This is a genomic window from Kitasatospora sp. NPDC096140, assembly GCF_040303045.1.
Taxonomy (GTDB): Bacteria; Actinomycetota; Actinomycetes; order Streptomycetales; family Streptomycetaceae; genus Kitasatospora.
This window is the reverse complement of the sequence record NZ_JBEOUW010000004.1, coordinates 108,117-129,221: the sequence shown is the minus strand read 5'-3', so window position 1 is coordinate 129,221 and position 21,105 is coordinate 108,117. Positions and strand designations below refer to the sequence as shown.

The window sequence follows — 21,105 nt, the reverse complement described above, 5'->3', positions numbered from 1 at the left end:
CCTTTGCCCGTTCCGGACGCCTCCCGACCACCCGCGCACCCGGTCCCGTCCGGCCCCGGCGCCCCCCGCTCCTTCCGGAAGCCGGGGGCGCTCCGCCCGGCTCAGGGGTGTTCGCGCCAGACGGTCGGGTCGACCGGCTCCTCGCCCCGGGGCTGCGGCACGTCGGCGGGGACCGGGGTCCCGCCCGCGGGGGTGGGCGGCGCCTCGTGCGAGCCCAGCACCTCGCTCACCCCGGCCGCGGGGGCGGGCGGTGCGTCCGACGGCGCGGCGGCCTGCGCCGGGACGCCCGGCGCGGGGACCACCGACGTGGGAGCACCCTGCTCGGGAACGCCCTGCGCGGGAACGCCGTGCGGCGGCGTCGGCCCGTACGGCGGCGCCGGCGGCACGGGCGCGTACGGCTGCGGATGCGCGGCGGCACCCTGCGGCGCGCCACCGTACGGCGCACCTCCGTACGGAACGCCTCCGTACGGGGCCCCGGCGTACGCGGCGTCCTTGGCGGCGCCCCCGCCCCGGACCGCCGTCAGCAGCGGCGGCACCAGCAGTGCACCGACCACCGCCCAGACCGCGTTGGCCGCCAGGACGGTGAGGAAGGTCAGCCCGACCGAGTTCTCCTGGCCCGCCACACCGGCGGTGGTGCTCAGGCCCGTCACGGACGAGGTCCGGGTCATCATCGCCCCGGCCACCGCCATCAGCAGGGTGAGCGCCGCGGCGTGCACCGCCGCCAGACGCAGCCGGTCGACGGCGTCCAGCTGCCGCCGGTAGGCCGTCCAGCCGAGCGTTCCCGCCGCGAACAGCGCCAGCAGACCGGCCCAGCGCCAGTCGGCGGTCACCTCGTCGGGCAGGTCGAAGAAGGAGATGTTCAGGTCCTCGCTGCGGTCGCCCCAGCCCGTCCCGCCGCCGGACACGCCGCTGTGGGCCTGGAACGTCGCCCCCGAACCGAAGCCGAGCAGGGTGAGGCCGAGGTTGGGCAGGAAGGCCAGCGACAGCCCGATCTGCCCGCCGCTCGTGCTGTTCGCCGCGACCAGGACGAAGGCGGCCGCCGCGGACAGCGCCACCGACACCGCCACGGCCCGGCCGGCGGTCAGCGCGGCCAGTGCCCAGCCGCGCACCGCCCTACTGCGCCAGGCGGCCCAGCGCAGCGCGTCGGTGCCGTAGACGACGAAGGCCAGCAGTCCGGCCAGCAGGACGGTCCAGCCGACCGCCTCCAGCCAGCCGGCTTCCGCGGTGACCGCCGGCCGGGACAGGTCCCGGCCGCTGGTGGTGGTGTAGTCGGGGACGCCGTAGGTGTCCTGGGGCTGCCAGGTCGTGCCGCCGAACGCCCAGAGCAGCGTGGTCACCCCGGCCAGGACCAGGGCGGTGCGCAGCGCCTCGCCCGCGGCCTGGCCCCGGGTCAGCTGGCCGGCCACCGCCTTGCGCTGCTGCAGCCCGGCCCGCAGTCCGAGCCAGAGCGCCAGGCACCACAGGACGGTGACGGTCATCGGCGCCACCCGGAAGACGATGTCCATCCGGTCGGCGTGGCCCCGGCTCAGCGGGCTCTGGTAGCCGAGCCTGAACGGCGCGCCGAGCGCGTTCAGTGCCATCGCCAGCGTCGCGCCGAAGCGGTCGCCGAACTCGGGCGAGTGGAAGCGGTACTCGTACTGGTAGTCGCTCGGGACGGCCGCGATCAGGGCGGCCAGCAGCAGCACGACCGTCGGTGCGACGGCCACCTTGAGCGCCGGGCGCCAGTCGGGCCCGGTCAGCAGTCGGTGGAAGGGCGCCGGCTGGGCGTACGGCGTCCCGGCGCCCCAGCCGCCCACCGCGGGCGGGGCGGGCGCCGGGACGCCGGGGCCCGCGGTGGGGCCGTACCCGTGCGGCGGGGGCGGCGGCGGGACCGGGGGCGGGACGGTCCCCGCCGGGTACCCGGGCGGCGCGGCCGGCGCCACGGCGGGCGGCGCGGCCGGCGGCACCGCCGGCGGGCCGACGGCGGGTGGGGGCGGCGGCGGGGGTGCGAGCGGCCGCCCGCACGAACCGCACGCCGACGCCCCCTCCACCGAAGTCGCACCGCACGCTGCGCAGTTGGCCATGGACCGGTTCCCCCCGTTCGACGAGTCCCTGGGCTGCCCCAAGGAGCCCGTTTATCCCATCGGACCCAAACGAATGTCAACCGACCACCGGGGCAGGCGGATTGGGCGCACGGACCGGCTTCAGTCGCGCTTCTTCGGGACTTCCGGGACGGGCAGCATCGGCAGCCGCAGCGCGCCGAACGCGCCCTCCGGCACGGCCGGCCGCACCGGCGCCACCGGGGTGACCCTCCGGTACGCCTCGTCCTGCGCCGGGCGCCGGTCCGCCTCGCCCTTGTTCGGCCACATCGACAGGGCGCGCTCGGCCTGCGCGGTGATGGTGAGCGAGGGGTTGACGCCGAGGTTGGCGGAGACGGCCGCGCCGTCCACCACGCTGATCCCGGGGTGGCCGTACAGCCGGTGGTACGGGTCGACGACACCGGTCTCGGGGGCGTCGCCGATCGGGCAGCCGCCGAGGAAGTGCGCGGTCATCGGGATGTCGAAGATCTCGCCGACGGTGCTGCCCGCGAAGCCGTTGATCTCGGCGGCCAGCGCCTGGGCGCCCTTCTCGGCGGCCGGGATCCAGGTCGGGTTGGGGGCGCCGTGGCCCTGGCCGGAGGTGAGCCGGTCCTTGCCGAGCGGGCCCTTCTTCAGCGAGACGGTGATCGAGTTGTCCAGGGACTGCATCACCAGGCCGATGATCGTCTTCTCGGACCAGCCGCGCTGGTTCATCGAGCGGGCGAAGGTCACCGGGTGGAGCACCGAGTTGCCCAGGTAGCGCAGCCAGCGCGGGGCCCGTCCGCCGCCCTTGACCTGGGCGATCGACAGCGCGCCCATCGCGTTGGAGCCCTTGCCGTAGCGGACCGGCTCGATGTGGGTGTTGGCGTCCGGGTGGATCGAGGAGGTGATCGCGACGCCCTTGGTGAAGTCCGCCTTGGCGCCGTAGCGCCGGTCGGTGGTCTGTGCGCCCACCAGGGCCTCGGAGTTGGTGCGGGTCAGCTCGCCGAGCCGCGCCGAGATCCGGGGCAGGTGCCCGGCGGCGCGCATCCGGTGCAGCAGCGACTGGGTGCCGTAGGTGCCGGCCGCGACGACCACCCGGGCGGCGGTGATGGTCCGCGCGCCCGCCTTGACCCGGTCCGTCTTCGAGCGGGAGTCGGTACGGCGCACGTCCACGGCGAAGCCGCGCTCCCCGTCGGCCCCGTCGATCTCCCGGATCCGGGCCACCGTGGTCAGCGGGTGGATCTCCGCGCCGCCCCGTTCGGCCAGGTAGAGGTAGTTCTCGGTGAGCATGTTCTTGGCGCCGTGCCGGCAGCCGGTCATGCACTCGCCGCACTCCACGCAGGCCTTGCGGGCCGGGCCGGCGCCGCCGAAGTACGGGTCGGGGACCTCGTCGCCGGGCGCCGCCTTGGCCGTCCCGTCGGTGTCCTTGCCGTCGCCGAAGAACACCCCGACCGGAGCCATGTGGAAGGTGTCGGCGACGCCCATCCGCTCGGCGGCCGCCTTGAGGTGGACGTCGGAGGGGGTGACGGTCGGGTTGAGCCGGACCCCGAGCATCCGCTGCGCCTGGTCGTAGAACGGCGCCAGCTCCTCCTGCCAGTCGGTGATGTGGCGCCACTGGCGGTCCTCGAAGAAGGCCTTCGGCGGCACGTAGAGGGTGTTGGCGTAGTTCAGCGAGCCGCCGCCGACCCCGGCTCCGGCCAGGATCAGCACGTTGGCCAGCAGGTGGATCCGCTGGATGCCGTACAGCCCGAGCTGCGGCGCCCACAGGTAGTTCGGCAGGTCCCAGGAGTTCTTGGGCAGTTCGTCGCGGTCGAAGCGCCGTCCGGCCTCCAGGACGGCGACCCGGTAGCCCTTCTCGGTCAGCCGCAGTGCCGCGACCGACCCTCCGAAGCCGGATCCGACCACGACCACGTCGTAGTCGAACTCCGACGCACCACCGGACTCCACCATCTGCCACTGCTCCTTCACCGTGATGATCATGCGTGTGGGAACCACGAGCCGGGCCCCGCCCGGAGCCGGGGCCCGCGTGCCACCGGGGGCCTACCGGAAGCGCAGCGCCTTGAGCGCGCGCAGCCCGCCGGTCATCAGCCCGGCGAACTGCTTGTCGTCCAGGCCGAACGAGGGCGCGATCGGCAGCAGCCGCTGGGTCGCGACGGTCTGCGCCTCGGTGAAGCGCAGGATGCCCTCGGCGCCGTGCCGGCGGCCCAGCCCGGAGTCGCCCATGCCGCCCATCGGGGAGGCGATCGAGCCGTACGCGGCCGCGTAGGCCTCGTTGACGTTGACCGTCCCGGTGCGCAGCCGGGCCGCGACCGCCCGGCCGCGGCGCAGGTCCCTGGTCCAGACACTGGAGTTCAGGCCGTACGGCGTGGAGTTGGCGGCGGCCACCGCCTCGTCGTCGGTGTCGAAGCGGTAGACGGAGACGACCGGGCCGAAGGTCTCCTCGGCGCAGACCGTCATGTCCGGGGTGACGCCGTCGAGGATGGTCGGCTCGTGGAAGAACGGGCCGAGGTCCGGTCGGGCGCGGCCGCCGGCCAGCACGGTGGCGCCCGCCTTGACCGCCTCCTCCACGTGCCGGGTGGTGGTCTCCAGCTGGCGAACGGAGACCAGCGAGCCCATGTCCGCGCCGTACGCGAGGCCGCCGCCGAGGCGCAGCGCCCGGGTGCGGGCGGCGAAGCGCTCCAGGAAGGCGTCGGCCACCGAGCGGTGCACCAGCAGCCGCTCGATCGAGATGCACAGCTGCCCGGCGGAGGAGAAGCAGGCCCGTACGGCGCCCGCGGCGGCGGCGTCGAGGTCGGCGTCGGAGAGCACCAGCATGGCGTTCTTGCCGCCGAGTTCGAGCGAGGCGCCGACCAGCCGCTCGGCGGCGCGCCGGGCGACGTCCCGGCCGGTGCGGGTGGAGCCGGTGAAGGAGACGTAGTCGGCGTGCTCCACCACGGCGGGGCCGATCACCGGGCCGTCGCCGATCACGATCTGCCACAGGTCGGCCGGCAGCCCGGCCTCGACCAGCAGTTCGCGGGCCCACAGCGCGGTCAGCGCGGTCTGGGTGTCGGGCTTGTTGACCACCGCGTTGCCGGCCACGAAGGCGGGCAGCGCGTCGCCGACGGACAGCTCCAGCGGGTAGTTCCAGGGCGAGATGTGGCCGATCACGCCCTTGGGACGGCGGGCCTCGACCGTGTGGGTGAGCACCGGCAGGGCGCCGCCGCGCCGCTTGTCCCTGAGGTAGGCGTGCGCGGCCCGCCCGTAGTGCCGGGCGGCCATGGCGACGGCCATCACCTCCTCGAAGGCGTGCAGCCGGGCCTTGCCGGTCTCCGCCTGGATCAGGTCCAGGACCTCGTCCTGCCGCTTGAGCAGCAGGTCGTGGAAGCGCAGCAGGACGGCGGCGCGGCGGCGCACCGGCAGCGCGGCCCAGGCCGACTGGGCGCGGCGGGCCAGCTGGAAGGCGACCTCGACGTCGGCGGGGGTGGACTGCGGCAGGCCGGCCAGCCGCTCGCCGGTCAGCGGGGCGACGGTCTCCACCAGGTCGGGCTCGCCGGCGGCGGTGACGCCGGCCGCCAGCCGGTCGACCAGGGAGGGCGGAACGGCCGACGCGACCGTCCGGCCGCCGCCGGGGGCCGCCGGGTTGCCGGCGCCGGGGTGCTCGGTGGTCACTGCATCTGCTGTGAGGTCCGACATACGGCGCAGCCTAGGCCTTCGGGAGCCGGTCCGGTACCCGTCGGTAACAAGAATCTGCCGCAGTCGGGCGAAAGCGGGGCGCTCCGCCCGTACCGCGTCCCGCTCGGCTCGTCGGCGGGCCGGCGGAAGGCACCAGCGGGTCGGCGTGCGGCGTCAGCGGGTCGGCGTGAAGTAGTGGAGCACCGCGTTGAAGCGCTGCTCGGCCTCGTTCCACTCGTTGCCCTTCTCCGGGCTGGACGAGTAGATCGCGTAGCTGGTGCCGTCGTCGTCGATGAACTCCGCCTCGACCGCCCGCCGACGGCCGCCGCCCTGGGCGGCGTAGCTGAACTCCCAGACGGCCGCCTCGTGGCCGTTGACCGCGACGGCGGTCAGCTTGTGCTGCTTGTAGTCCTTCAGCGACTTGGAGACGGTGCCCTCCATCTCCCGCATGTGCTCCAGCGGCTTGACCGACTGGCCGACGGTGACGGCGAACTGCAGGTAGTGCACCTTGTTGTCGGGGCTGTAGTAGATCTGGTTGTCGGACGTCGCGGAGCGCTGCCACACCGGGCTGCCCGAGGGCAGCGGGAAGCGGAAGCCGGCCGGGTCGTCGACCCAGTGGTAGCCGCCGGGCGCCGCCGGGGGGCTGGCGTCGCCGCTGGGCCCCGGTCCGGTCGACTCGGTCGGCGCGGTCGGCGCCGGGTCGTCGGGGCCGCCGCCCACCACGTACCGGGTGGCGCCGAAGGTGCCCGCGGCCGCGAGCAGGCCGACGGCCAGCGCGATGGCGACGATCCTCGCGGTGCTGCGGCGCTTGGCCGGGCCGCGCGCGGGCGTGACGGAGTGCGCCACCGGCGCGACGGGAGCGGTGTGCGCCTGCGAGGCGGCTGCCGCGCCCCCGGTGGTGTCCTGAACGGCGGGGGACGCCGCGACGGGGACACCGGCGGCCTGCGGCTCGGTCGGCCCCTCGGAGCCCGCCGGCGGAGCCTCCGCGGGCTCCGCGGGGCGCTCGCTGCGGTCCACCACCGGCACCGACTGGGTGGGCGACCGCATCGGCGCGACGGCCTTGAAACCGATCGTGTGCCCGGCCTGCACCTCGGCCAGCATCCGGGCCGCCTCGTCCGCGGTCGGACGGTCGGCCGGGTCCTTGGCCATCAGCGCGGCCAGCACCGGCCCGAGCGGCCCGGCCCGGCGCGACTCCGGCAGCGGCTCGTCGACCACCGCGGCCAGCGTGGTGATCGGCGAGTCCCGGCGGAACGGCGACTGGCCCTCGACCGCCGCGTACAGCGTCGCGCCGAGGCCCCACAGGTCGGAGGCCGGCCCGGGCCGCTGGCCCTGGGCGCGCTCCGGCGCCAGGTAGTCCGGCGAGCCGACCAGGTCGCCCGGCCGGGTCAGCTCGGTCGAGCCCTCGTACTTGGCGATCCCGAAGTCCAGCAGGACCACCCGTCCGGTGCCGCGCTCCAGCAGCACGTTGGCCGGCTTCACGTCCCGGTGCAGCACGCCCAGCTGGTGGCCGCGGTGCAGCGCCGCGAGCACCTGGCTGCCGACCTCGGCGGCGGCGCGCGGCTGCAGGGTGCCGTCCTGGCTGATCACGTCGGCCAGCGAGCGGCCGTCGACCAGCTCCATGACGATCCACGGCCGGCCGTCCTGCTCCAGCACGTCGTGCACGGTGATCACGCCCGGGTGCTTGATCCGCGCGGCCGCGCTGGCCTCGCGCTTCATCCGGGTGTGCAGGATCTGCAGGTCCTCCTCGGGCAGGTGGTTGACGGTCAGCTCCTTGACCGCGACCTCGCGGTCGAGCATCCGGTCCCAGGCCCGCCAGACCGTGCCCATGCCGCCACGGCCGAGCCGCTCACCGAGCTCGTACCGCCCGGCGAGCAGCCGCTCCACCTCGGCCGCCTCCGGCCGGTCCTGCACACCCATCTGCGACCGCTCCCCCACACATTCCGCCAGCCGTCACCGCGACGGAGGGCCTGGTGCAGACCACTGTTCGAACAAATCCCACGCACACATTAGGCGTACCGCGCGGCCCCCGGTAATCACGCCCACCCCCCGGAGCGGGGCTGCCCGATCCGTCCGGGCCGTCAGCCTGCGAACATCACCACGGCGGCCATTCCCAGCGCCAGCAGGACGAAGACTCCCCCCACCAGCAACGGGCCGAGCAGGGCGGGGGGTATCCGCGGCGGTTTCGCGTCACCACCGGACCGCTTTCCGGCGCCGCCGGCATTCCCGGTGTCCCCGGAGTTTCCACCCCGTCGGCCGCCGCGGCGCTTCCGCACCGGCACCAGCGGCGCCTCCGGCTTCAGCGTCACCGCCCGCGCCACCCGCTCCTCGTCCACCGGCTCCGGCGCGCCCGCCAGCAGCTCAGCCAGTTCGCGCCACACCGTCTCCGCGGTCGGCCGCAGCACCGGATCGGGCTGCAGCAGCCGCTCGACCAGCGGCCCCAGCGGCCCGCAGACCGCGGAGTGCTCGCGCCGCCCGTCCCGCACCGCGGTCACCAGCTCCGGCACGCCGCCCTCCGGGTACGGCGCGCGGCCGGTGACCAGCCGGTGCACCAGCACGCCGAGCGCCCAGCAGTCGCCCGCCGGGCCGCCGTCCAACGGCCAACGCTCCGCCACCGGGCCCACCAGGGTGGCCCGGACGTCGTACCGGCGCCGCCCGCCCGGCCCGCCGAGCTCCTCGGCCAGCGCCTCCTGCGCCACCCCGGCGAGCAGCCCGCCGAGCATCGCCGCGCCGTCCTCGCAGACCAGCACCGACTCCGCGGTCACGTTGCCGTGGGTGAGCCCGGCCGCGTGCAGCGCCCGCAGCGCGCCGGCCAGGTCCGCCGCCAACTCGGCCGCCCGGTACGGCGGTACCGGCCCGCCGACCAGCAGCTCGGCCGCCGTCTGCCCGGCCGGCCGTTCCTCGGCCGTCCACAGCGACTCGCCGTCCACGAAGGCCCCGACCCCGCGCAGCAGCCGCGGGTGCGCGGCCGGCGCGGCCGAGCCGACCGCCGCCACCCGCCGCACCAGCCGGTCCGCCTGGGCGGGCGCCTCCTCCTCCGGGTCCTGACCGGCGGTCAGCAGGGCGGGCAGCTCCAGGGCGCGCAGCAGCACCGATTCACCGGTCCGCTCGTCCACCGCGTGGGCGCGGAAGGGTTCGGGACGGTCCGTCAGCCGGTACCGTCCCGCCAGCAACTGCCCGGGGCCGCCTCGCATGCCAGTTCCTCTCGCTCACCGAGCAGCCTACTGAGCGGTTCCCCTACGCTCGGCCCATGGACTGGACCGATCTGATCGACACCGCCTTCACGGTGGCGGGGAACACCGACCGAGCCAATCGGGCGGAGGCCGTCCGCACGGTGGAGGCCGCCGTCGTCGACGGCGAGGAGCCGGTCGCCTCCACCGCCGGCCGCCACCCCGACCACTTCCGCAAGGGGGTGCTCGTACTGACCACCCACCGGCTGCTCTTCCTGAAGGACGGGAAGCCGCCGGTACCGGTTCCGCTCACCGCCGTCACCGGCGCCACCGTGAACCGCACCAAGCTCAACGGCGAGGTGCTGACGGTCGTCGCGCTGACCGGCTCGCACCGCTTCGAGGACGTGGTCAAGGCGGACGTCTTCGCCGAGCAGCTCCGGGAGTCCGCCCGGCTCGCCCGCACCGCCGCGGCGCCGGGGAAGCCGGCCGCCGCCGCGCCCTCCGACGGCGAGCAACTCGTCGGACAGCTGGAGCGGTTGGCCGCGCTGCGCGCGTCCGGGGCGCTCACGGAGGACGAGTTCAGCCGGGCCAAGCAGCGCCTGATCGGCTGAACCCGCCCCCGTGCGCTACGGCGCCGGCTGGAAGCTGTTGAAGACGACGTCCCGGACCGGGGCCTGCGCGGCCCACTCCGCGTCCGGGACGATCCAGTAGATCGAGTAGCCGTACTTGGCCGGGGTCCCGGTCACGAAGCCGCGGTTGAGCGAGTGCGTCCTGGGCGTGCCGTTGGTCCACTCCCAGTCCGCCGCGTTGGTCCACTGCCGGTAGGTGATCGGCGCCAGGTTCAGCCGCTGGTAGTTGGTCACCTGGCCGCGCACGTTGGGCTCGGACTCCTGCCAGTCGGCGACGGCGCTGGCGCCCGGCGTGGTCGTCCACTCGATCCGCAGCTGGCTGCCGTCGGCGGCGTTCTTGAAGATCCGCCGGTTGGCGTCGGAGCCGGACGGCTGCAGCCAGTCCGGCAGGACGACCGAGAAGCCGCTCGGGTCCTTGTACTCGTGGTACCCGGCCGGCACCGCGCCGCCCGGAGCGGGCTGCGCCGGGGCCGGGGCGGGTGCCTGCGACTGCGCCGGAGCCGCCGGCGTGGTGGCGGCGGGCTGCGCGGGCGCCGGAGCGGGGACCGCGGGCGTGGCGGCCTCGGCGCCCGGTGTCCCGGTGGCCGTGGCGGCGGGCGCGGGTGCGGGTGCGGACGCGGGCGGCGCCGCGCTCTCGCCCGGCGCGGCGTCCGTGGTCGTCGCCACCGGCGAGCCGGACCCGGCGCCGTGGGTGGACGCGCCCTTGGCGCTGCCGTTCCCGCCGCCGACGGCCTGGAGCACCGCGACCACTCCCGCGATCAGCAGCAGCACCACGATCACGGTGGCGATGGCCAGCCGCCGCCGGCCGGTGCGCGGGTTCGCCCCGGCGGCCTGCGTCGCGCCCATCGTCCACTCGCTGGTCACCGGCCGGATCGGCTCGGGCGCCGGCTCCGCCGCCTTCGCGGCGGGCTCCGCCACGGCGGCCGCGGGCGGCTCCTCGTCCCGGGCCCGGCTGCCCACCCGGACCGTCCCCAGCAGCCCGCCCACGGGCCGCTTCCGGCCCTCCTCGGGCTTCTCCGGCTTCGGCTCCGTCTTCGGCTCCGGCTTCGGCTTCGGCTCGGTCGCGGGCTCCGCCCCGGATCCGGCCTCCGGCTCGGTCCTCGGCCCGGCCGCGGACTTCGTCCCCGGCTCGACGGCCGGCTGCTCCACCGGCATCGCGTACTCGGTGGTCGACTCGGCCTTCACGGTCGCCTCCGCGACCACCCGCTTGAGCATCGACCGGGTCTGCGTGGCGTCCAGCCGCTCGGCCGGGTCCTTCTCCAGCAACCCCTCGATCACCGGCAGCAGCGGCCCGGCGTTCACCGGCGTGGCCAGGTCCTCGGTCATCACCGCGGTCAGCGTCGCCAGGGCCGAGCCGCGGTCGTACGGCGGCCGCCCCTCGACCATCGCGTACAGCGTGCCGCCCAGCGACCACAGGTCGGCCGGCGGCCCGGGCTTCTGCCCGCGGGCCCGCTCCGGGGATATGTACGAGGGCGCGCCGACCAGCATGCCGGTGGAGGTGACGGAGGCGTCGCCCTCGACGCTGGCGATGCCGAAGTCGGTCAGCACGACCCGGCCGTCCTCGCCGATCAGCACGTTGGACGGCTTGACGTCCCGGTGCAGGATGCCCAGCGCGTGCGCGGCGATCAGCACCCCCAGCACGTCCAGCGCGATCTCGGCGGCGCGGCCGGGCGCGAGCGGCCCGTCCTCGCGGATGACGTCGGCCAGCGAGCGGGACTCGACCAGCTCCATGACGATCCACGGCCGGTCGTCCTCGTCGACGACGTCGAAGACGGTGACCGCGGAGTTGTGCCGGATCCGTGCGGTCGCCTTGGCCTCGCGCAGCGTCCGGACGATCAGCCGGTGCTTCTCCTCCTCCTCGACGCTGGCGTTCATCCGCAGTTCCTTGACCGCGACGGTCCGGCCCAGCATCTCGTCCTCGGCGCGCCAGACGGTGCCCATGCCACCGCGTCCGAGCACGCCGTTCAGCCGGTAGCGGCCGGCCAGGAGGCGGCCGGTGGAACCCTGCGCCTGGGTCATTCGGAACGTTCCCCCATGTGCTGCTGGCGGTCGTGGTGACGGCGTGTCGGACCGGCCGGGCCCGAACGCCCAAGCCTCCATCATCCCCTGTCCCGGTGGCTCAGGACCACCCGCCCCCCGTCCCAAGCCGGGACGAACCGGAACCGGTGCGGCGCTCCGTGCCCGATCTGTGATCGAAAACTCGCCAAGATCCGTTCGAATCACTGCTACCGTTCGGCAGCTCATCGTCTTTTCCGGGGGGATTCGGCGCCCATGACCGCACCCGCACCGGGCGCTGACGGCCCATCGCCCCGGCCGCACACCGCCCAGCACTACTCGGTCGCACCCGCACCGGCCTCCCCCGAAGGCTACGTGGTGCCCGGCATGCCCGGCGCCCCGGTGGCCGGGTACGACCCCGTCGCCCCAGCGGCCCGGACCGCCCCCCGCCGCCGCACCGCCGCGGCCGTCGCCCTCGCCGTCCTCGCCATGCTGCTCGGCGGCCTGGCCTACGGCTGCGCCCCGCTGCGGGCCGCCGACAGCCTCGGCTGGCTGGCCATCGCCCAGGCCGGAGTGGTGGCCCTCCCGCTCGGCCGGCTCGGCGGCCGCAACCGGCTGCTCCCGCCGCTCGGCGCCCTCCTCGCGGCCGGCGCGCTCCTCCTCGGCCAGCTGGCCGAACACCTCCGCCTGGTGGACGCCGACGGCCCCGGCCCGCGCGGCCTCCTGCACGACGCCCTGGCCGGCTGGCGCGCCGACCTCCGCCCGCTCGACGCCGCCTTCTACGCCATCGCCCTCATCGGCGGCTTCCTCCTCACCCGCCGCACGGCCGACCGCAGTTGACGCCCCGCCGACGGCCCGGAAGCCCCCGGACAGCCCGAAGGCCCCCGCCGTGCTCGGCGGGGGCCTTCGTCAGCCGACGGCTCAGCGGTGGTCGAGCGCCGGGTTGACCGTCACCTCGACGCGCTGGAACTCCTTGAGCTCCGTGTAGCCGGTGGTGGCCATCGCACGGCGCAGCGCACCGAACAGGTTCATGGTGCCGTCCGGGGTGTGCGACGGACCGGTCAGGATCTCCTCGGTGGTGCCGACCGTGCCGAGGTCCACCCGCTTGCCGCGCGGCAGCTCCTCGTGGACGGCCTCCATGCCCCAGTGGAAGCCCTTGCCCGGGGCGTCGGTGGCGCGGGCCAGCGCGGCACCGATCATCACGGCGTCGGCGCCGCAGGCGACGGCCTTCGGGATGTCGCCGCTGTAGCCGACGCCACCGTCCGCGATCACGTGCACGTAGCGGCCGCCGGACTCGTCCATGTAGTCGCGGCGCGCGGCCGCCACGTCGGCGACGGCGGTGGCCATCGGCACCTGGATGCCGAGCACGTTGCGGGTGGTGTGGGCGGCGCCGCCGCCGAAGCCCACGAGCACGCCGGCCGCGCCGGTCCGCATCAGGTGCAGCGCCGCGGTGTACGTGGCGCAGCCGCCGACGATCACCGGGACGTCCAGCTCGTAGATGAACTGCTTGAGGTTGAGCGGCTCGGCGGCGCTGGAGACGTGCTCGGCCGAGACGGTGGTGCCGCGGATGACGAAGACGTCGACGCCGGCGTCCACCACGGCCTTGGAGAACTCGGCGGTGCGCTGCGGGGAGAGCGCGGCGGCGGTGACCACGCCGGAGTCGCGGACCTCCTGGATCCGCTGCTTGATCAGCTCGGCGCGGATCGGCGCGGCGTAGATCTCCTGCAGCCGACGGGTCGCGGTGGCCTCGTCGGTGATCGCGGAGATCTCGTCGAGCAGCGGCTGCGGGTCCTCGTAGCGGGTCCAGAGGCCTTCGAGGTTCAGCACGCCCAGGCCGCCGAGGCGGCCGATGGCGATGGCCTGCTGCGGCGAGACCACGCTGTCCATCGGGGCGGCCAGGAACGGCAGCTCGAAGCGGTAGGCGTCGATCTGCCAGGCGATCGAGACCTCCTTCGGGTCCCGGGTACGGCGGCTGGGGACGACGGCGATGTCGTCGAAGGCGTACGCCCGGCGGCCGCGCTTGCCTCGCCCGATCTCGATCTCGGTCACTTCGAGCCCTTCTGCTGTGTTGCTGTGCCCGCCGGGTCACCCCGGCCGCACCCCAGTATCCCGTACTACCGGCGGCCGCGCCCCGACGGCCCGCTCCCCGGACGCGCCGGAGGGGCCCGCCGCTGCGCTGCAGCGACGGGCCCCTCGGTGGCTCGGGTGGTGCGGACCGGTCAGCGGGTCGAGTAGTTCGGCGCCTCGACGGTCATCTGGATGTCGTGCGGGTGGCTCTCCTTGAGGCCCGCCGAGGTGATCCGGACGAAGCGGCCCTTGCTCTCCATCTCGGCGATGGTGCCGGCGCCGACGTAGCCCATGGTCTGGCGCAGGCCGCCGACCAGCTGGTGCAGCACGGCCGACAGCGGGCCGCGGTACTGCACCTGGCCCTCGATGCCCTCGGGGACGAGCTTGTCGTCCGAGGCCACCTCGGCCTGGAAGTAGCGGTCCTTGGAGTACGAGCGGCCCTGGCCGCGGGACTGCATGGCGCCCAGCGAACCCATGCCGCGGTAGGACTTGAACTGCTTGCCGTTGATGAACAGCAGCTCGCCCGGGGACTCCTCGCAGCCGGCCAGCAGCGAGCCGAGCATCACGGTGTCGGCACCGGCGGCCAGCGCCTTGCCGATGTCGCCCGAGTACTGCAGGCCGCCGTCGCCGATGACCGGCACGCCGGCCTCGCGGCAGGCCAGGGCGGCCTCGTAGATGGCGGTGATCTGCGGGACGCCGATGCCGGCGACCACGCGGGTGGTGCAGATGGAGCCGGGGCCGACGCCGACCTTGACGCCGTCCACGCCGGCGTCGATCAGCGCCTGGGCGCCGTCACGGGTGGCGACGTTGCCGCCGACCACGTCGACGCCCACGGCCGACTTGATCTTGGCGATCCAGGCCAGCGCGTTGTGGCTGTGGCCGTGCGAGGTGTCGACCACCAGGAAGTCCACGCCGGCCTCGACCAGGGCCTGGGCCCGGTCGAACGCCTCGGCGCTGGCGCCGACGGCGGCACCGACCAGCAGCCGGCCCTCGGCGTCCTTGGCGGCGTTCGGGTACTGCTCGGCCTTGACGAAGTCCTTGACGGTGATGAGGCCCTTGATCCGGCCCTCGTCGTCGACCAGCGGCAGCTTCTCGATCTTGTGGCGGCGCAGCAGCGCCATCGCGTCGACGCCGGAGATGCCGACCTTGCCGGTGATCAGCGGCATCGGGGTCATGATCTCGCGGACCTGGCGGCTGCGGTCCGACTCGAAGGCCATGTCGCGGTTGGTGACGATGCCGAGCAGCTTGCCCGCCTCGTCGGCGATCGGCACGCCGGAGATGCGGAACTTGGCGCACAGCGCGTCGGCCTCGGCCAGCGTGGTGTCCGGGCCGACCGTGATCGGGTCGGTGACCATGCCGGACTCGGAGCGCTTCACCAGGTCGACCTGGTTGGCCTGGTCCTCGACGGACAGGTTGCGGTGCAGCACGCCGACGCCACCCTGGCGCGCCATCGCGATGGCCATCCGCGACTCGGTCACCTTGTCCATCGCCGCGGAGAGCAGCGGGATGTTGACGCGGACGTTCCGGGAGACCCGCGAGGAGGTGTCCACCTGGTTCGGCAGCACCTCGGAGGCCCCGGGCAGCAGCAGGACGTCATCGAACGTGAGCCCGAGCATGGCGAACTTCTCGGGTACGCCTGCGGCGTTGTAAGACATTTGGGGGGTACCTTCCGTGGCCGGCCTTATCCGCTCACGCCCTGAGGGTGGGGGCGCATTCATCGCTCACTCGCGCAGACCGCCGAAAGCCGGGCGCAATAGGAGGATCCTCCAAGGGGACCCCGCGCGCACCCGTGAAACTTTGGCAACCCGCCCAGGCGCCGATACCCCATGGTACTGGCACCGCGAATGTGTCCTCGTGTGCCCTTGACAACAACCCCGCCCGCTGCCTGATTCCGCCTGATTCCGTCCCGCCCGCGGAGCCCCGCCGAGCGGGCACACCCCGCAACGGCCGAGGTCACGCGCCCCGCAACGGCCGAGGCCAGGGGTCAGGAGGACTCCTCCGCGAGGGCCCGCAGCCGACTGAGCGCCCGGTGCTGGGCCACCCTGACGGCGCCCGGGGACATCCCGAGCACCTCGCCGGTCTCCTCCGCCGACAGCCCGGCGGCCACCCTCAGCAGCACCAGCTCGCGCTGACGGGCCGGCAGGTTGGACAGCAGCTCCTTCGCCCAGGCCGCGTCGCTGCTCAGCAGCGCCTGCTCCTCCGGGCCGAGCGCCTCGTCCGGCACCTCGGGCAGGTCGTCCTGCGGGACGACGGTCGACCCCGGCCCGCGCATCGCGGCCCGCTGCAGGTCGGCGATCTTGTGCGCGGCGATGCCGTACACGAAGGCCTCGAACGGCCGCCCCTGGTCCTTGTACCGGGGCAGCGCGCAGAGCACCGCGACGCAGACCTCCTGCGCGACATCGTCCACGTGGTGCCGGGCTCCGCCGGGCAGTCGTACCAGCCTGGCACGGCAGTACCGCAGCGCCAGCGGGTGGACGTAGGCGAGCAGGGCGTCGATCGCCGGGCCCTCGCCGCGCACGGCCGCCGCGACCAGCTCGCCCACCAGCGGCGAGCCGCCCGTACCGAGCACCGGAGGACGGCCCGGTCCGCGGTCGGCGCCGGAGCCGTCCGGACCGCCGGGATCGGCGTACGACGGATCGTGACCCGGACCGGAGGGCTCGCCCTCCACCGGGTCCGCCTGGCCGGCCGCGCCGGCGACGTCGTCGCGCATCGGTCCATGGTGCCTGGTCGAGCGGGAAAACGCGGCACCGCGTCCGGAGTTGTGCACCGGAACGTTATGCGCTGCCGCACCGTGGGGCGTGCCGCGCACCACCGGCCCCTCCTGCACCGTGCCGCCTCCCGCCCCGCCGTCGGTGGTCCCGTCCGTCGCGCCGTCCGCCGAGTGTCCTGCGGCCGCGCGGTTCGCCGCAGTGCCTGTCCGCTGGTCCCCGAGGTGCTCCACTCCTCCATGGTGCAACCTCGGGACCGTGACGTCACACACCCGTGCGGTACCCGCCACGGGGATCACCGGTGGCGCGCCGCACCCGGCGGCGCCGCCGGTGGTCAGCGGACCAGGCCCCAGCGGAAACCCAGCGCCACCGCGTGCGCGCGGTCGGAGGCCCCGAGCTTCTTGAACAGCCGTCGGGCGTGGGTCTTGACGGTGTCCTCGGACAGGAACAGCTCGCGCCCGATCTCGGCGTTGCTGCGGCCGTGGCTCATGCCCTCCAGCACCTGGATCTCACGCGCCGTCAGGGTCGGCGCGGCACCCATGTCGGGGCTGCGCAGGCGGCGCGGGGCGAGCCGCCAGGTCGGGTCGGCGAGGGCCTGGGTGACGGTGGCCCGCAGCTCGGCGCGCGAGGCGTCCTTGTGCAGGTACCCGCGGGCGCCCGCGGCCACCGCGAGCGCGACACCGTCGAGGTCCTCGGCGACGGTGAGCATGATGATCCGCGCGCCCGGATCGGCGGACAGCAGCCGCCGGACCGTCTCGACCCCGCCGAGGCCGGGCATCCGGACGTCCATCAGAACGAGATCGGAGCGGTCGGCCACCCAGCGGCGGAGGACCTCCTCCCCGTTCGTCGCGGTGGTGACCCGGTCCACACCGGGTACGGTCGCGACCGCGCGGCGAAGCGCCTCGCGGGCGAGCGGGGAATCGTCGCAAACGAGAACGGAAGTCATGACCGTCGTCCTCCGCAGCTGATCCGCGTCACGTTGAGCCTCCTGGCTGGTACGAACCTCTCCGACACGGCCGATCGGCGACAGACTCCGTGCTGATCGCCCCAACCTGCCCGCGATCGTTCCCGACGTCCGGCGCCCGCTAACCGCCTCCGCACTTCCAACGACCGTCACTCGAATGAGTTACGGCCTTCGGGGCCATCTCCACCACTGTACGTGGCCAACCCATTACCGATCAGCCGCATCGCGGTGCACACGCCGCACTTTTCCGCAGCTCGCGCGCGGTCGGCGTACGACCCGCACACCGATTCGGCATGTCGTGCGCCCGTCGGCCACCCGATTGCCACGCCCGCGCCCGCCGAGGACCCTTGCCCACTTTGCCCGTTTTTATAGCTTTCGTATGGTCATTGACTGTTGTGCCAGTGTGTGGGTGACTTGTCCATGGAGTTGCCTTAAGTCATATTTCCAGGTGTCCACACCAGTGCATCGAAGCCCCGCCGTATCGCTCGGCCGCAGCCCGCCGAGCGCCCGGCCGACGGCCGACGGCCTCTGAAGGGAATGAGCCATGGCAGATTTCTCCCGCCTCCCCGGTCCCAACGCGGACCTCTGGGACTGGCAGCTCTCCGCAGCCTGCCGCGGCGTGGACAGCTCGCTCTTCTTCCACCCCGAGGGCGAGCGCGGGGCCGCGCGCAGTTCGCGCGAGGCCAGCGCCAAGGAGGTCTGCATGCGCTGCCCGGTGATCGCCGAGTGCGCCGCGCACGCGCTGGCGGTCCGCGAACCGTACGGAGTCTGGGGCGGGATGACCGAGGACGAGCGCGAGGAGATGCTGGGACGCTCGCGGCACCGGCTGGTGGAGGTCCCGCTGACCCCGCCCGCGGTCGCGCAGCGCTAGACCCGCCTCCGCGACGCGCCGTGAAGAAACGTTTCTTCGCGGCGCCTCAGGCCGGTCACGGCCGGTACGGGACCTGCGGGAGTTCCGTCACCCGCCGTCAGCGGGCGGCCGCCGCCCCCGCCAGCCGCTCCAGCATCAGCGCCACGGCCGGCACCTCGGCCAGGTCCGGCAGGGTCAGCGCGACCACCTGTCGCACCGCCGGCGCCCCCGAGGCCGTCCGCACCGGCACCGTCGACACGCCGTCAGGGCGCACCGACTGCAGCGCCAGCCGCGGCAGCACCGCGACGCCCAGCCCGGCCGCCACCAGGCCGACCACCGCCGGGTAGTCGTCGGTCGCGAAGTCGATCCGGGGCTCGAAGCCCGCCCCGGCGCACAGCTCCACCAGGTGCCCCCGGCACTGCGGGCAGCCGGCGATCCACTGCTCCCCCGCCAGCTCGGCCAGCTCGACCGGCCCGCCCCGCCCGGCCAGCGGGTGGGCGGCCGGCAGCAGGCCCACCAGCGGGTCGTCCAGCAGCGGGGTGACCACCAGATCGGACCAGTCGGTCCCGGCGGTCAGCTGCTGGGCCTCCAGGTTGGCCTCGGCCCGCGCCTCGCGCGGCGTGCCGTGCGCCGGCGGCGGCAGCACGACGGCGCCGTCGGACTGCGGGTAGCGGAAGGCCAGCGCGATCTCGCACTCGCCGCCGCGCAGCATCGCCAGCGACTCCGGCGGCTCCGCCTCGACCAGCGACACGCGCACCCCCGGATGGCCGTCCCGCAGCCGGGCGACCGCGGGCGGCACCAGGGTGGAACTCGCGGTCGGGAAGGACACCAGCCGCACCCGGCCGGCCCGCAGCCCGGCGATCGCGGCCACCTCCTCCTCGGCGGCGGAGAGCCCGGCCAGGATCCCGGTGGCATGCTTGAGCAGGACCCGCCCGGCCTCGCTGAGCTGCATCCCGCGGCCCGAGCGGACCACCAGCGGGGTGTCCACGGACTTCTCCAGGGCCTTCATCTGCTGGCTGATGGCGGGCTGGGTGCACCCCAGCTCACGAGCGGCGGCGGAGAAGGAGCCGGTGCGGGCGACGGCACGCAGGACGCGCAGGTGGCGGGCCTCGATCATGCCTTAGTTATAAGGCAATCTTTGCGTTCTGCAAAATTCTACTGATGGTTGAAGCGGCCACGACCCGGCGGACGACCGGGCGGACGACGGCCGGAGGCCCGGCCCGCGTCCCCTCGCGGGGTGCGGACCGGGCCTCCGGTCAGTCGTTCGGGCCTCAGTGCGAGTGGCCGTGACCGTGGGAGTGGCCGTGACCGTTGTCGGCCTCCTCCTCCTTCTTCTCCACCACGAGGGTCTCGGTGGTGAGCAGCAGGGAGGCGATCGAGGCGGCGTTCTCCAGGGCGGAGCGGGTGACCTTGACCGGGTCGATGACGCCGGCCTTCACCAGGTCGCCGTACTCGCCGGTGGCGGCGTTGTAGCCCTGGCCGATCTCCAGCTCGGAGACCTTGGAGGTGATGACGTAGCCCTCCAGGCCGGCGTTCTGGGCGATCCAGCGCAGCGGCTCGTGCAGCGCCTTGCGGACCACGGCGACACCGGTGGCCTCGTCACCCGACAGGCCCAGGCCCTCGTCCAGCACCTTGGCGGCGTGGACCAGGGAGGCGCCACCGCCGGCGACGATGCCCTCCTCGACCGCGGCGCGGGTCGCCGAGATGGCGTCCTCCAGGCGGTGCTTGCGCTCCTTCAGCTCCACCTCGGTGGCGGCGCCGACCTTGATGACGCAGACGCCGCCGGCCAGCTTGGCCAGGCGCTCCTGCAGCTTCTCGCGGTCCCAGTCGGAGTCGGTGGCGGCGATCTCGCCCTTGATCTGGGCGACGCGGCCGGCCACGGCCTCGGCGTCACCGGCGCCGTCGACGACGGTGGTCTCGTCCTTGGTGATGGTCACGCGGCGGGCGGTGCCCAGCACGTCCAGGCCGACCTGGTCGAGCTTGAGGCCGACCTCCTCGGAGATGACCGTGCCGCCGGTCAGGGTGGCCAGGTCGCCCAGGATCGCCTTGCGGCGGTCACCGAAGCCCGGGGCCTTGACGGCGACGGCGTTGAAGGTGCCGCGGATCTTGTTCACGACCAGGGTCGACAGCGCCTCGCCGTCGACGTCCTCGGCGATGATCAGCAGCGGCTTGGAGGCACCGCCCTGCAGGATCTTCTCCAGCAGCGGCAGCAGCTCCTGGATGGAGGAGATCTTGCCCTGGTTGATCAGGATGTACGGGTCCTCCAGGACCGCCTCCTGCCGCTCCGCGTCGGTGACGAAGTACGGCGACAGGTAGCCCTTGTCGAACTGCATGCCCTCGGTGAAGTCCAGCTCCACGCCGAAGGTGTTCGACTCCTCGACGGTGATGACACCGTCCTTGCCGACCTTGTCGATCGCCTCGGCGATCAGCTCGCCGACCTGGGTGTCCTGGGCGGAGAGGGACGCGACGGCGGCGACGTCGTCCTTGCCCTCGATCTCGCGGGCGACGGACAGCAGGTGCTCGGAGACGGCGGCGACGGCCTTGTCGATGCCCTTCTTCAGGGCGGCCGGGCCGGCACCGGCGGCGACGTTGCGCAGACCCTCGTTGACCAGGGCCTGGGCCAGCACGGTGGCGGTGGTGGTGCCGTCACCCGCGACGTCGTTGGTCTTGGTGGCGACCTCCTTGACGAGCTGCGCGCCAAGGTTCTCGTACGGGTCGTCCAGCTCGACCTCACGGGCGATGGTGACACCGTCGTTGGTGATGGTCGGGGCGCCGAACTTCTTGTCGATGACGACGTTGCGGCCCTTGGGGCCGATGGTCACCTTGACGGTGTCGGCCAGCTTGTTGACACCGCGCTCCAGCGAGCGGCGGGCGTCCTCGTCGAACTGCAGGATCTTCGCCATGTTCCCTATTCCCTCGGGGCTGCGGCCGGCCCACCGGCCGCCGAACTACGTGAACCAACAACCACGCCCCGGGCCCCTGTCACTTGGGACACGGATCCGGGGCGGGTCGGAACGACTTACTTCTCGATGCTG

The 21,105-nt window shown here is 74.1% G+C and carries 15 protein-coding genes; 3 read left to right on the top strand and 12 right to left on the bottom strand.

Annotated elements, in window-relative coordinates:
- Window positions 1–101 precede the first annotated feature (101 nt).
- The 5 genes from ABT048_RS05360 to ABT048_RS05340 form a co-directional block, all read right to left on the bottom strand.
- Window positions 102–2,063 carry a hypothetical protein gene (locus ABT048_RS05360; protein WP_350519951.1) on the bottom strand — a complete coding sequence of 654 codons (1,962 nt, stop codon included), beginning with the start codon at window positions 2,061–2,063 and terminating at the stop codon, window positions 102–104.
- A 120-nt stretch (window positions 2,064–2,183) separates the two neighbouring features.
- Window positions 2,184–4,019, bottom strand: a complete 1,836-nt coding sequence (locus ABT048_RS05355; protein ID WP_350519950.1) for a GMC oxidoreductase — start codon at window positions 4,017–4,019, stop codon at window positions 2,184–2,186.
- A 60-nt stretch (window positions 4,020–4,079) separates the two neighbouring features.
- On the bottom strand, window positions 4,080–5,711 hold the full coding sequence (locus tag ABT048_RS05350; protein ID WP_350519949.1) for a succinic semialdehyde dehydrogenase: 1,632 nt from the start codon (window positions 5,709–5,711) through the stop codon (window positions 4,080–4,082).
- A gap of 153 nt (window positions 5,712–5,864) precedes the next feature.
- Window positions 5,865–7,607, bottom strand: coding sequence for a serine/threonine-protein kinase (locus tag ABT048_RS05345; RefSeq protein ID WP_350519948.1), 1,743 nt, complete (start codon window positions 7,605–7,607; stop codon window positions 5,865–5,867).
- A gap of 161 nt (window positions 7,608–7,768) precedes the next feature.
- Complete coding sequence (locus ABT048_RS05340) at window positions 7,769–8,881, bottom strand: protein kinase family protein (RefSeq protein WP_350519947.1); 1,113 nt, start codon at window positions 8,879–8,881, stop codon at window positions 7,769–7,771.
- A 56-nt stretch (window positions 8,882–8,937) separates the two neighbouring features.
- Between ABT048_RS05340 and ABT048_RS05335 the strand changes: the two genes are divergently transcribed.
- A complete protein-coding gene (locus tag ABT048_RS05335; protein WP_350519946.1) occupies window positions 8,938–9,468 on the top strand; it encodes an SHOCT domain-containing protein in 531 nt (176 codons plus the stop codon).
- Between the two features lie 15 nt (window positions 9,469–9,483).
- Here the strand turns inward: ABT048_RS05335 and ABT048_RS05330 are convergent, their stop codons facing one another.
- Complete coding sequence (locus ABT048_RS05330; protein ID WP_350519945.1) at window positions 9,484–11,505, bottom strand: protein kinase domain-containing protein; 2,022 nt, start codon at window positions 11,503–11,505, stop codon at window positions 9,484–9,486.
- 252 nt (window positions 11,506–11,757) lie between these two features.
- Here ABT048_RS05330 and ABT048_RS05325 point away from each other — a divergent pair, with 252 nt between their 5' ends.
- The gene (locus tag ABT048_RS05325) at window positions 11,758–12,321 is read left to right on the top strand and encodes a hypothetical protein (RefSeq protein WP_350519944.1); all 564 of its coding nucleotides are present in this window, start codon (window positions 11,758–11,760) and stop codon (window positions 12,319–12,321) included.
- An 81-nt stretch (window positions 12,322–12,402) separates the two neighbouring features.
- On the opposite strand, the gene ABT048_RS05320 is transcribed toward ABT048_RS05325, so the two are convergent.
- From ABT048_RS05320 to ABT048_RS05305, 4 genes are all read right to left on the bottom strand, one after another.
- Window positions 12,403–13,530: a GuaB3 family IMP dehydrogenase-related protein gene (locus ABT048_RS05320; RefSeq protein WP_350519943.1), complete on the bottom strand. Its 1,128-nt coding sequence runs from the start codon at window positions 13,528–13,530 to the stop codon at window positions 12,403–12,405.
- Window positions 13,531–13,700: 170 nt separating this feature from the next.
- A complete protein-coding gene (gene guaB, locus ABT048_RS05315; RefSeq protein ID WP_350519942.1) occupies window positions 13,701–15,203 on the bottom strand; it encodes an IMP dehydrogenase in 1,503 nt (500 codons plus the stop codon).
- Window positions 15,204–15,532: 329 nt separating this feature from the next.
- On the bottom strand, window positions 15,533–16,258 hold the full coding sequence (locus tag ABT048_RS05310) for a sigma-70 family RNA polymerase sigma factor (RefSeq protein WP_350519941.1): 726 nt from the start codon (window positions 16,256–16,258) through the stop codon (window positions 15,533–15,535).
- Between the two features lie 332 nt (window positions 16,259–16,590).
- Window positions 16,591–17,202 carry a response regulator transcription factor gene (locus ABT048_RS05305; protein ID WP_014136228.1) on the bottom strand — a complete coding sequence of 204 codons (612 nt, stop codon included), beginning with the start codon at window positions 17,200–17,202 and terminating at the stop codon, window positions 16,591–16,593.
- Window positions 17,203–17,764: 562 nt separating this feature from the next.
- Here ABT048_RS05305 and ABT048_RS05300 point away from each other — a divergent pair.
- Window positions 17,765–18,091, top strand: coding sequence for a WhiB family transcriptional regulator (locus ABT048_RS05300; protein ID WP_350519940.1), 327 nt, complete (start codon window positions 17,765–17,767; stop codon window positions 18,089–18,091).
- Between the two features lie 97 nt (window positions 18,092–18,188).
- Here the strand turns inward: ABT048_RS05300 and ABT048_RS05295 are convergent, their stop codons facing one another.
- A complete protein-coding gene (locus tag ABT048_RS05295) occupies window positions 18,189–19,187 on the bottom strand; it encodes a LysR family transcriptional regulator (protein WP_350519939.1) in 999 nt (332 codons plus the stop codon).
- A gap of 154 nt (window positions 19,188–19,341) precedes the next feature.
- On the bottom strand, window positions 19,342–20,973 hold the full coding sequence (gene groL, locus ABT048_RS05290; protein WP_350519938.1) for a chaperonin GroEL: 1,632 nt from the start codon (window positions 20,971–20,973) through the stop codon (window positions 19,342–19,344).
- Window positions 20,974–21,105: the final 132 nt, after the last annotated feature.